General features: G+C 72.8%; 10 protein-coding genes and 1 riboswitch. Of the genes, 2 read left to right on the forward strand and 8 right to left on the reverse strand.

Translation table 11 applies throughout. The features are described 5' to 3' along the window. Window positions 1-4 precede the first annotated feature (4 nt). Window positions 5-1,534 carry a TldD/PmbA family protein gene (locus ACQ1X7_RS19240; RefSeq protein ID WP_432479855.1) on the forward strand — a complete coding sequence of 510 codons (1,530 nt, stop codon included), beginning with the start codon at window positions 5-7 and terminating at the stop codon, window positions 1,532-1,534. Further along, complete coding sequence (locus ACQ1X7_RS19245; RefSeq protein WP_432479856.1) at window positions 1,531-2,925, forward strand: metallopeptidase TldD-related protein; 1,395 nt, start codon at window positions 1,531-1,533, stop codon at window positions 2,923-2,925. Before ACQ1X7_RS19240 ends, ACQ1X7_RS19245 begins: the two co-directional genes overlap by 4 nt. A gap of 6 nt (window positions 2,926-2,931) precedes the next feature. On the opposite strand, the gene ACQ1X7_RS19250 is transcribed toward ACQ1X7_RS19245, so the two are convergent. The 8 genes from ACQ1X7_RS19250 to gcvH all read right to left on the reverse strand — a co-directional run bounded on the left by ACQ1X7_RS19250 (window position 2,932) and on the right by gcvH (window position 11,334). Continuing rightward, the gene (locus ACQ1X7_RS19250) at window positions 2,932-3,852 is read right to left on the reverse strand and encodes a CHAD domain-containing protein (RefSeq protein ID WP_432479857.1); all 921 of its coding nucleotides are present in this window, start codon (window positions 3,850-3,852) and stop codon (window positions 2,932-2,934) included. After that, complete coding sequence (locus tag ACQ1X7_RS19255; RefSeq protein WP_432479858.1) at window positions 3,849-5,147, reverse strand: serine hydrolase domain-containing protein; 1,299 nt, start codon at window positions 5,145-5,147, stop codon at window positions 3,849-3,851. The genes ACQ1X7_RS19250 and ACQ1X7_RS19255 overlap by 4 nt, the downstream gene beginning before the upstream one ends. A 2-nt stretch (window positions 5,148-5,149) precedes the next feature. Beyond that, window positions 5,150-8,020 (reverse strand): aminomethyl-transferring glycine dehydrogenase, encoded by a 2,871-nt coding sequence (gene gcvP / locus ACQ1X7_RS19260; protein WP_432479859.1) that lies wholly within the window; start codon window positions 8,018-8,020, stop codon window positions 5,150-5,152. Window positions 8,021-8,100: 80 nt separating this feature from the next. Further along, window positions 8,101-8,209: riboswitch (glycine riboswitch) on the reverse strand. A 33-nt stretch (window positions 8,210-8,242) separates the two neighbouring features. Next, entirely contained in the window at window positions 8,243-8,845 is a 603-nt protein-coding gene (locus ACQ1X7_RS19265; protein WP_432479860.1) for a MerR family transcriptional regulator, read from the reverse strand. Between the two features lie 184 nt (window positions 8,846-9,029). Continuing rightward, window positions 9,030-9,497, reverse strand: a complete 468-nt coding sequence (locus tag ACQ1X7_RS19270) for a bifunctional nuclease family protein (RefSeq protein ID WP_432479861.1) — start codon at window positions 9,495-9,497, stop codon at window positions 9,030-9,032. Window positions 9,498-9,552: 55 nt separating this feature from the next. Next, window positions 9,553-10,251, reverse strand: coding sequence for a transcriptional regulator FtsR (ftsR, locus tag ACQ1X7_RS19275; protein ID WP_432479862.1), 699 nt, complete (start codon window positions 10,249-10,251; stop codon window positions 9,553-9,555). A 47-nt stretch (window positions 10,252-10,298) separates the two neighbouring features. Continuing rightward, a complete protein-coding gene (locus ACQ1X7_RS19280) occupies window positions 10,299-10,826 on the reverse strand; it encodes an FHA domain-containing protein (RefSeq protein ID WP_432479863.1) in 528 nt (175 codons plus the stop codon). A 121-nt stretch (window positions 10,827-10,947) separates the two neighbouring features. After that, window positions 10,948-11,334, reverse strand: a complete 387-nt coding sequence (gene gcvH, locus ACQ1X7_RS19285) for a glycine cleavage system protein GcvH (protein WP_432479864.1) — start codon at window positions 11,332-11,334, stop codon at window positions 10,948-10,950. Window positions 11,335-11,376 lie beyond the last annotated feature (42 nt).

Below are 11,376 nucleotides of genomic sequence, written 5' to 3' on the forward strand. Positions count from 1 at the left end.
CGGCATGACCGGTGTGCTCGACCCTGCCTTCACCGCGCTCCCCTACCGGGCTCTCGGCGAGGCCGCCCTCGACCGCGCCGCCGCGCTCGGCGTCAGCCACGCCGACTTCCGGTTCGAGCGGGTCCGCTACCAGCGGCTCGGGGTCCGCGACGGGATCCTCCAGGGGGCGGCCGACGCCGAGGACGTCGGTTTCGCGGTACGCGTGGTCCACCGCGGGGCCTGGGGCTTCGCCGCCGGCGTGCTGCTCACGGCCGAGGAGGCGGTGGCGGTCGCCGAACGGGCGGTCGAGGTGGCACTGGTCGCGGCCGAGATGACCACGACACCGGTCGAGCTCGCCCCCGAGCCGGTCCACGACGACGTCACGTGGGTCTCGGCGTACGACGTCGACCCGTTCGCCGTGCCGACCGCCGACAAGGCGGCCCTGCTCATCGACTGGACCGAGCGACTGCGCCGCCACGAAGCCGTCGAGCACGCGACCGCCACGCTGCAGCAGGTCCACGAGAACAAGTACTACGCCGACCTCGCCGGCACCCGCACCACCCAGCAGCGGGTCCGGCTGCAGCCGGTCTTCGAGGCCATGGGGACTGACGAGGCCACGGGGGTCTTCGACTCGATGTCGTCGATCGCCCCGCCCGTGGGCCGTGGCTGGGAGTACCTCACCGGCAGTCCTCCCGGCGCCTGGGACTGGGACGCCGAGCTCGCCGAGACGCCCGAGCTGCTGGCCGAGAAGCTCAGGGCACCGAGCGTCGAGCCCGGCACCTACGACCTGGTCATCCACCCGTCCAACCTGTGGCTGACCATCCACGAGTCGATCGGCCACGCCACCGAGCTCGACCGGGCGCTCGGCTACGAGGCCAACTACGCCGGCACGTCGTTCGCGACCTACGACCAGCTGGGCACCCTCCGCTACGGCTCGGACGTCATGAACGTCACCGGCGACCGCACGGTCGACCACGGCCTCGCGACCGTCGGGTACGACGACGAGGGGGTGGAGACCCAGAGCTGGGACATCGTCCGCGACGGCGTGCTGGTCGGCTACCAGCTCGACCGGTCCATGGGGCAGATGAAGCCAGAGCTCAACGCAGGCCGCTCCAACGGCTGCGCGTACGCCGACTCCCCCGGCCACATCCCCATCCAGCGGATGGCCAACGTCTCGCTGCAGCCGTCGACCGACGACCTCTCGACCAGCGACCTGATCGGGCGGGTCGAGCGCGGGCTCTACGTCGTGGGCGACAAGTCGTGGTCGATCGACATGCAGCGCTTCAACTTCCAGTTCACCGGCCAGCGGTTCTTCCGGATCGAGGACGGGCGCCTGGCCGGGCAGGTCCGCGACGCCGCCTACCAGGCGACCACGACGGACTTCTGGGGCTCGATGGAGGCCGTCGGCGGCCCCGACACCTGGGTCCTCGGCGGCGCCTTCAACTGCGGCAAGGCCCAGCCCGGGCAGGTGGCGGCCGTCAGCCACGGTTGCCCGACGTCGCTGTTCCGCGGGATCCGGATCCTCAACACCACCGACGAGGCAGGCGCACGATGAGCTCCGAGACCACCCCCCAGGACCTGGTCGAGCACGCGCTGGCCACGTCGGTCGCCGACGACTGCATCGCCATCGCGACCGACACGACCGGCGCCAACCTGCGCTGGGCGAACAACACGCTCACCACCAACGGCGTCAGCCATGCCGTCGACGTGACCGTGGTCAGCTTCGCCCGGGTCGCGGGTGGAGTGAGCAGCGGCTCGGTCAGCGGCAGCGCGACCACGACGGCCCAGGTGACCGCCCTGGTCGAGGCGGCCGACGCCGCCGCCCGCGCGGGCTCCCCCGCCGAGGACGCCGCCGACCTCGCCACCGGAGAGGCGGTCGGCGATTGGGACGAGTCCCCCGTGCCGACCGACATCCATGTCTTCGACCGGTTCGCACCCGAGCTCGGCGAGGCCTTCGGCCGGGCCGCCGCCGGCGACCGGCTGCTCTACGGCTTCGTGTCGCACGAGCACACCACCACCTACCTCGGGTCGACCACCGGCCTGCGGCTCCGTCACGTGCAGCCCACCGGTCACTGGGCGTGCACCGCCAAGGACGGCGGCCTCACGCGGAGCGCCTGGGTCGGGGGCGCGACCCGTGACTTCGTCGACGTCGACGCCCTCGGCATGGAGGCCGAGCTGACCGAGCGGCTGCGCTGGGCCGAGCGGCAGGTCGATCTCCCCGCCGGCCGCTACGACACGATCATGCCGCCGTCGGCGGTGGCCGACGTGATGATCGACGCCTACTGGTACGCCGGTGCCCGCGACGCCGACGACGGGCAGTCGGTCTACAGCAGGCGCGGCGGCGGCACCCGGATCGGTGAGCGGATCGTCCGCGAGGGGGTCGGGCTGTTCTCCGACCCGGCCCGACCCGGCCTCGAGAGCCAGCCGTTCGTCACCGCCTCGACGTCCACCAACGAGCAGTCGGTCTTCGACAACGGGTTGCCGCTGGAGCGGAACGACTGGATCCGCGACGGCGTCCTCACCTCCCTCATCCAGACCCGGCACTCCGCCGGGCTCACCGGCCAGCCCGTCACGCCGTACGTCGACAACCTGGTGTTGGAGGTCGACGGCGCCACCGGCGGCATCGACGAGCTGGTCGCGGGCACCGAGCGCGGGCTGCTGCTGACCTGTCTCTGGTACATCCGCGAGGTCGACCCGCAGAGCCTGCTGCTCACCGGCCTCACCCGGGACGGCGTCTACCTGGTCGAGGGTGGCGAGATCACCGGCGCGGTCAACAACTTCCGCTGGAACGAGAGCCCGGTCGAGCTGCTCAACCGGTTCACCCACGCCAGCGCCACGGTGCCGAGCTTCAGCCGCGAGTGGGGCGACGACTACTTCTCGCGCACCGCCACCCCGGCGCTGCGGATCCCCGACTTCAACATGTCCAGCGTCTCGCAGGCCCGCTGACCGAGCTCACTGGAGCCAGTCGCGCAGCTCCGGCTGCGCCGTGCGTCGCCACACGTCGCCCAGCACGAGGTCGAGATGACGCCGTCGCTCGTCCGCGCGGCCGAGGAGGGCACCCCAGGTCCGCGACGGTTCCCCGGCCCCCTCGGCGGCGTCGGCCATCGCGGCGAGGTCGGTGCGCACCAGCACCAGGTCCTGTCGCTCGCCGAGGTGGTCGGAGAGGTCGCGGGCCGCGGCCGCCAGGCGCCGGGCGTCCTCCTCCCACGCCGGGCGCAGCGTCTCCGCCCCGTAGCGCAGGCGCTTGGCGGCCTTGCGCGCGTCGTGGAGCGCCTCCGCCCCGTCGTCGGCGTCGGCCGCGGCCACCATCCGGCCCTCCAGGCGGTGCCAGTCACGCGCGAGCAGCCCGCGCAGCACGTCGGCCGCCGGCTGCTCGGCGAGCGGGCTCCAGGGTGGATCGGCGACCAGCCCGTCGAGCCGCCCCAGCAGGGCGAGGTGGCGGTCCGACGCCAGCGCATGCGCCAGCTGCGCCTCGCCGGCGGCGATCCGGGCGGCGTACGTCGTGTCGAGCCGTTGCTGGACGGGCCCGGACACCTCGTCAGCAGGCTCGGCCTCGAGCAGCTCGCCGAGCCGCTCCCACGACACCTGCGGATCACGGGCGTCGCCCAGCACCCGGCTCAGCCACCGCAGCTCACCGCGCAGCGACGCGGCGACCTCCGTGTCCAGCAGCGACCCGAAGGTGGCCAGCGCCGAACGCAGCCTCCGGCTGGCGATCCGGGCCCGGTGCACGCCCTCCTGGGTGTCGCCGAGCCGGACCTGGTGCTCCCGGTGGTGCAGCTCGGCCACCTGCAGCGACAGCCGCTGGTGGACGACGGCGCCGGCGGCGACGTCGGGCGACAGCAGGGGCGGCGACGCGGCACCGGCCTCGGTCATGGTCGGGTGATCCCGGGGCCCGGGTGGCCGCCCGGGATCGGGGCGTCCGGGTCGTAGGGGGTGCGGGTGTAGACGAACGTCGCGCACTCGAGGTGGCCGATGCCGCCGTCGGCGCGGCGGTGGACGTGCATCGTCTCGCCGCGGTGGTAGCCGGAGACGCCGACCAGCTGCCCCTCGCGCAGCGTGAACCGGTCGGGGTCGCGGCCGGGGGTGGCCAGGCCACGGAGGTCGAGCCCGCCGTTGTGCCAGCGCATCTCGATCGCCGTGTTGCCCCAGAACCACAGGCCCGGCAGCCCCGCGACCTCCGGGGGCACGACCACGGTCGGCAGCCACGGCTCGGGGACCTCGTCGATGAAGTCGCCGTCGATCAGGTCCATCGCCAGCCGCTCCGGGTCGATGCCGGTGGTGGCGTTGGTGAGCACCGTGGCGCCGATGCCGGACCCGGGGTCGACGAACAACGCGGCCAGGAAGCCCGGCATCGAGCCGCCGTGGCCGACCAGGATCCCCCCGGCGTTCGCGGTGAGCCGGAGGCCGAGCCCGTAGCCCTCGGTGACCGGCACCGTCATCTCGTGGAGGGTCGAGGGGTCCAGCAGGTCCGGCCGGCTCCCGGCGAGGAACTGGCCCCACAGCACCAGGTCGTCGATGGTCGACCACAGCTGTCCGGCGGGAGCCATCGCGCCGGTGCTGGTCAACGGCTCCTGGGTGCGGATCCCGGTGAAGTGGTCGACGCTCCACCCGGGCTGCGCCGTGGGGCGCGGCAGGTACGACGTCCGGGTCATGCCGAGCGGCGCCAGGATCACGTCGTGGACCAGCGTGCGCCACGGCCGCCCCGTCACCCGGGCCAGCACCTCGCCCAGCAGCGCGTAGCCGAGGTTGGAGTAGTGGTAGAACTCCCCCGGGCCCGCCACCCGCCCGCGGCCGTCGTTGGCCCAGGCCAGTGCGTCGAAGTCGCCCCCACGGCTGCGCTCCCACCAGGGTCCGACCGGTTCGCTCTGCATCCCCGAGGTGTGGCTCAGCAGCTCGCGCAGCGTCGCCTCGGCGTAGCCCACCGCACCGAGGTGCTGCCCCACGCGGTCGTCGAGCCGCAGCAGGCCGGCGTCGCGCGCCTGCATCACCAGCACCGCGGTGAGCGTCTTGGTGATCGAGCCGATGCGGTACTGCGCGGCTACCCCGGGTCCGGTGCCCGAGGCGCCCGCCCACACCACGCCGTACCGGTCGAAGACGGCACCGACCACCGACGTCAGCCGGCCCTGGGCCTGCGCGACGTCGAGGCAGACCTGCCGGCGCTCCGTCATTCTCAGTCCTCGCTGAACGCCTCGGGCGGAGGGCAGGCGCAGACCAGGTTGCGGTCGCCGTAGGCCTGGTCGATACGGGCGACCGGCGGCCAGTACTTGTCGGGGTCGAGCCCGCTCGGGAAGGCCCCCAGCTCGCGTGAGTAGCCGCGGTCCCAGTCGCCGACCAGGGCGCGCGTCGTGTGGGGCGCCCGGCGCAGCGGGGAGTCCTCGGCGGTCCACTCCCCCGACCGGACCCGTTCGATCTCGGCGCGGATCGTGATCATGGCGTCGCAGAACCGGTCCAGCTCGGCGAGGTCCTCGGACTCGGTGGGCTCGACCATCAGGGTTCCGGCGACCGGGAACGACATGGTCGGGGCGTGGAAGCCGTAGTCGACGAGCCGCTTGGCCACGTCGTCGACGCTGACCCCCGTGTCGCGGGTGAGGCCGCGGACGTCGACGATGCACTCGTGGGCGACCAGGCCGCCGTGGCCGCGGTAGAGCACCGGGAAGTGCTCCTCGAGGCGGTGGGCGACGTAGTTGGCGGAGAGCACGGCCGCACCGGTCGCGCGGGTGAGGCCGGCGGCGCCCATCAACCGGACGTAGGCCCAGGAGATGGGGAGCACGCCGGCCGAGCCGTAGGGAGCCGCACTGATCGCGCCGATGCCCTCGCGCTTGGCCTCCTCGGGGTGCATGGGGTGCGAGGGGAGGTACGGCGCGAGGTGCTCGCGCACCGCGACCGGGCCGACGCCCGGCCCGCCGCCGCCGTGCGGGATGCAGAAGGTCTTGTGCAGGTTGAGGTGGGACACGTCGCCCCCGAACTCGCCCGGACGGGCGTGGCCCAGCAGCGCGTTGAGGTTGGCGCCGTCGACGTACACCTGGCCGCCGTGCTCGTGCACGATCTCGCACAGCTCGGTGATGGTGTCCTCGTAGGCGCCGTGCGTCGACGGGTAGGTCACCATGATCGCGGCGAGGTCGTCGGCGTGCTCCTCGCACTGCATCCGCAGGTCGTCGAGGTCGACCGAACCGTCGTCGCCGGCCTTCACGACGACCACCCGCATGCCCGCCATCACCGCCGACGCCGCGTTGGTGCCGTGGGCCGAGGACGGGATCAGGCACACGTCGCGCTCGCCCTGCCCCCGGTCGCGGTGGAAGGCCCGGATCGCCAGCAGGCCCGCGAGCTCGCCCTGGGACCCGGCGTTCGGCTGGATGGACACCCGGTCGTAGCCGGTCACCTCCGCCAGCCAGCCCTCGAGCTGGTCGACGAGCTCCCGGTAGCCCGCGGCGTCCTCCGCCGGCGCGAACGGGTGCAGCTCGGCGAAGCCGGGCAGCGAGACCGGCTCCATCTCGGTGGTCGCGTTGAGCTTCATGGTGCACGAGCCGAGCGGGATCATGCCCCGGTCGAGGGCGTAGTCGCGGTCGGACAGCCGTCGCAGGTAGCGCAGCATCGCGGTCTCGCTGTGGTGGCTGGAGAACACCTCGTGGGTGAGGTACGACGTCCGGCGTCGCAGCGCCTCGGGTAGGGCGTCGCCGGTGGCCTGGTCGACGGCCGCGACGTCGGCGGTCACCCCGAACGCCGCGAGCACGCGCTCGACGGTCGAGGCGGAGGTGATCTCGGAGGTGGTGAGGCCGACCCGGTCGTCGTCCACGAGCCGCAGGTGCAGGTCGCGCTCACGCGCGGCGGCCACCACCTGGGCGGCACGACCGGGGACCCGCGCCACGACGGTGTCGAAGAACTCCTCGTGCTCGACCTCGACCCCGCCCTCGGCGAGCGCCCGGGCCAGCACCGCGGCGTAGCGGTGGACCCGGGTCGCGATCGACCGCAGCCCCTCGGGTCCGTGGTAGACGGCGTACATCGACGCGACCACGGCGAGCAGGACCTGGGCGGTGCAGATGTTCGAGGTCGCCTTGTCGCGCCGGATGTGCTGCTCGCGCGTCTGGAGAGCGAGCCGGTAGGCCGGACGCCCCTCGGCGTCGACGGAGACTCCCACCAACCGGCCCGGCAGGTGGCGCTCCAGGCCCGCCGCGACGGCCATGAAGCCGGCGTGGGGGCCGCCGTACCAGAGCGGGACGCCGAACCGCTGGGAGGACCCGACCACGACGTCGGCGCCGAGCTCGCCCGGAGCCTCGAGCAGCGCGAGCGAGAGGAGGTCGGCGGCGAAGACCGCCAGGGCACCCCGCTCGTGGGCTGCGTCGATGACCGACCGCGGGTCGCGCACCCGGCCGGAGGCCCCGGGGTACTGCACCAGCACCCCGGACAGCGGCCCGTCCGGAAGTCCGTCGTCGAGGTCGGCGACGACGACCTCGATGCCCATGGCGTCGGCACGGGTCCGGACCACGTCGACGGTCTGCGGCAGGGCGTCGGCGTCGACCACGAACGGTCCGGACGCCTTGCGGTTCCCGCGGCGTACGAGGGTCATCGCCTCGGCGGCCGCGGTGCCCTCGTCGAGCAGCGAGGCGTTCGCGGTGGGAAGGCCGGTCAGGTCGCCGATCACGGTCTGGAAGTTCAGCAGCGCCTCGAGCCGGCCCTGCGAGATCTCCGGCTGGTACGGCGTGTACGCGGTGTACCAGGCGGGGCTCTCCAGCACCCGGCGTCGGATCACGCCCGGCGTCACCGACGGGTGGTAGCCCAGGCCGATCATCGACTCCGCCGGCCGGTTCCGGGCGGCCATCGCGCGCAGCTCGCGGGCGACGGTGTCCTCGTCGGTGCCGGGCGGCAGGTCGAGCGGCCGGGTGGAGGCGATCGCCTGCGGCACCGCCGCCGTCATCAGCTCCTCGAGCGAGCCGAACCCGAGCGCGCCGAGCATGTGCTGCTCGTCGGCGGGACTCAGCCCGATGTGTCGTTCGACGAAGGGAAGTGCGGCGTCGAGGTCGGTCAGGCTGGGGTGGTCCGCCACGGGTCTGGCTCCTCGGATCGGGGTCGATCGGGTCGCCTCCCCCTCTGTCGCCCCAGTGGGTGCGGGGCTCCAGAGTCGCCTGTCCCCGCGCAGTCCGGGCGCCTGAGAGGTTCCGGGGAGGATTTGCCCCTTCGGCGCTCCACCCGGGCGGTCACGACCGTCCGGCGGAGACTCTCCCGCGCGGGATCGTCAGCGATCCCCAATCTACCCCAGCGGCCCCGGTCAGCCGATCTTGCGGGCCGCGCGGCGGGCCGCCAGCTCGTCACCGGCGGCGGGCTCGGCGGTCTCGGCGGCGGTGCGCTCACTGGGCAGCTCGGCGAGGGTGCCCTCGATCTCGCGCCAGACGCCCCCGATCGCGATGCCGAAGACCCCCTGGCCGCCCTGGAGCAGGTCGATGACCTCGTCGTTGCTGGTGCACTCGTAGACCGAGATGCCGTCGCTCATCAGGGTGACGCGGGTCAGGTCGTCGGTGCCGCGCTCGCGGAGGTGCTGGACGGCGGTGCGGATCTGCTGCAGCGAGATGCCGGCGTCGAGCAGCCGCTTGATCACCTTGAGGATCAGGATGTCGCGGAAGGAGTAGAGCCGCTGGGTGCCGGAGCCGCTGGCGCCACGCACGGTGGGCTCGACCAGGCCGGTCCGGGCCCAGTAGTCGAGCTGCCGGTAGGTGATGCCGGCGGCGTTGCAGGCGGTGGGGCCGCGGTAGCCGGTGTCGCTGGGCAGGGGCGAGACGTCGTCGGTGAAGAGCAGCCCCTGCTCCTCGGCCTCCAGCGCCGCGTCGTCGGACGCGCCGGCGGGCTCTCCCTGCTCGAACTCGTTGCGGGCCACGTGGTCCTCCTGTGCTACTCCGTTGTGCGTAACCCCCGGGGAAGACCGGACCGCGAGCCTCACGAACGGGGAGGAACAACGGTGGAGTTACAACAGAGACAGTTCACGGTAGGCCCGCTCCCCCGGCCGGTCAACGAGGACAGCGGCGTGTCGCAACCCTCAACCTCAGGTTGAGGGTGAGTGTCTAGCGGCTCTCGAAGTCGTCCGGAGAGACCTGGTCGAGGAACTCGCGGAACCGCTCGACCTCGTCCTCCTGCTCGGCGGGCACCGCCAGGCCGGCGAGGTCGAGGACCTCCTCGCTGCACACGATCCGGGTGCCGGTGCGCAGCGCCAGCGCGATCGAGTCGGAGGGGCGGGCGCTCACCTCGGCGCCCGAGCCGAAGACCAGGGTGGCGAAGAAGACGCCGTCCTTGACCTCGGTGATCCGGACCTCGGTGAGCTCGTTGCCGGTGGCCGCCAGGACGTCCTTGAGCAGGTCGTGGGTGAGGGGCCGCGGCGGGACGACGCCCTGCTGGGCGAAGGCGATGGCGGTGGCCTCGACCGCGCCGATCCAGATCGGCAGGTAGCGCTCCCCCGACACCTCGCGCAGCAGCACGATCGGCTGGTTGCTGGGCATCTCGACCCGGACACCCATCACGTCGACTTCGCGCACACCAGCACCCTACTCCGCGACCGTGACCGGACCACCCCGCCGGACGGACCGCGCGTCAGGGTGAACGCAGCCCGGTCTTGACCAGGGTGGCGTGCAGCCGGACCGACAGGGCGGCGATCTCGCTCACCGTCTCCTCGGCGCGTGCCGACGCAGCAGCGTCGCGGCCGCGCTTGTGGGGGGCGACGACCTGCTCGACCAGCCCGACCTCGCGGTCGGCGGCGGTCTTGAACGCGCGCAGGTGGCGCGGCTCGAAGCCGTACGCCGCGAGCTCGCGGGCCGTCTGCGCGATGACCAGCGCGTCGGTGTCGTAGTGCCGGGTCCCGGGCCGCCGGCGAATCAGCCCGTACTGCTCGAGCTCCTCGAGCAGCGGCTCGTCGACGTCGGCGATCTTGAGCAGCTCCTGGCGGGAGAGCCGCAGGTGGTCGTGACGCGTGAACGACTCGGGGCTCGGCAGCCCGTCGGAGGAGAGCGCCACGCGGGGCACCGTCGGCACGACCGACTCGACCGGCGGCGGCTCCAGGCCGCGGTCGATGGCGTCGAGGTGCTCACCGATCACCCGCAGCGGCAGGTAGTGGTCGCGCTGCATGGTCAGGATGTAGCGGAGCCGCTCGACGTCGTCGCCGGTGAACTTGCGGTAGCCCGAGGGGGTGCGCTCCGGCTTGATCAACCCCTCCGCCTCGAGGAACCGGATCTTCGGGATGGTGACGCCCGGGAAGTCGGGCCGCAACCGGTCGAGGACCTGGCCGATGTTCATGCGGGTCGATCGCCCCGAGGACGCCGCCGACGCAGCGGACTCCGACATCAGCTTTCCGTGTGCCCCAACGAGTGCCCTGCGAAGAAGACGAGGCGGTACTTGCCGATCTGCACCTCGTCGCCGTCGTTGAGCAGCACCCGGTCGATCCGGTCGCGGTTGACGTAGGTGCCGTTGAGGCTTCCCGTGTCGGCGACCGTGAAGCTCTCGCCGGCGCGGTGGAACTCGGCGTGACGCCGCGAGACGGTCACGTCGTCGAGGAAGATCTCGCTGTCGGGGTGCCGGCCGGCGTTGACCTGGTCGGCGTCGAGGAGGAACCGGCTGCCGGCCCCCGGGCCGCGCTGGACGACCAGCAGGGCGTGCCCCGGCGGAAGGGCGTCGACGGCGGCCGCGTCGACGGGGCTCAGCGCGCGGTCGGAGGTGTCGGTCTTCTCACGCGACATGCCGATGTTGATGGTCGCCGTGGACTCCTCCGACGGCTCCCCGGCGGTCGGGGCGCCCACCAGCCTGGTCCCGCACTGGGAGCAGAAGCGGGCCTCGTCCGGGTTCTCCCGGCCGCACGCGGTGCAGAACGGCATCGACGTCGTCCTCCTCGATCCCAGTCCGTTCGGGGGTGCTCAACCCTCACCTGAGGGTTGAGGTTCACGGTTGGTCCGAACCTATCACCCGGGACCCGCTCCGCCAGCGGGTCGGGAACGTTCAGGAGTCGAGGCTGGCCTGGTAGGTGGCGGCGTCCATCAGGCCGTCGGTCGCCGAGGCGTCGGACGGGGCCACCTCGAACAGCCAGCCCGCGCCGTAGGGGTCGCTGTTGACGAGCTCCGGGGTGGCGTCGAGGCCGTCGTTGCGGGCGACGACCTCCCCGCTCACCGGGGCGTAGACGTCGCTCACCGACTTGGTCGACTCCAGCTCGCCGCAGGTCTGGCCGACGGTCACGGTCTCCCCGACCTCGGGCAGGGAGACGTAGACGATGTCGCCCAGTGCGTCCTGGGCGTAGTGGGTGATGCCGATGCGCACCGACCCCTCGGCCTCCCCCGGCGTGCGGACCCACTCGTGCTCGGCGGTGTAGGACAGGTCGTCGGGGTACACGGCGTCTCCTCGGTCGGTGTCGGGTCGCGTCTGCGGCAGGCT

The sequence above is a fragment of the Nocardioides sp. GXQ0305 genome, assembly GCF_050880345.1.
GTDB lineage: Bacteria > Actinomycetota > Actinomycetes > Propionibacteriales > Nocardioidaceae > Nocardioides.

Coding starts and splice junctions, on each gene's coding strand:
- ACQ1X7_RS19240 (WP_432479855.1), top strand. CDS start 5: ATGACCGGTGTGCTCGACCCTGCCTTCACCGCGCTCCCCTACCGGGCT.
- ACQ1X7_RS19245 (WP_432479856.1), top strand. CDS start 1,531: ATGAGCTCCGAGACCACCCCCCAGGACCTGGTCGAGCACGCGCTGGCC.
- ACQ1X7_RS19250 (WP_432479857.1), bottom strand. CDS start 3,852: ATGACCGAGGCCGGTGCCGCGTCGCCGCCCCTGCTGTCGCCCGACGTC.
- ACQ1X7_RS19255 (WP_432479858.1), bottom strand. CDS start 5,147: ATGACGGAGCGCCGGCAGGTCTGCCTCGACGTCGCGCAGGCCCAGGGC.
- ftsR (WP_432479862.1), bottom strand. CDS start 10,251: ATGAACATCGGCCAGGTCCTCGACCGGTTGCGGCCCGACTTCCCGGGC.
- ACQ1X7_RS19280 (WP_432479863.1), bottom strand. CDS start 10,826: ATGCCGTTCTGCACCGCGTGCGGCCGGGAGAACCCGGACGAGGCCCGC.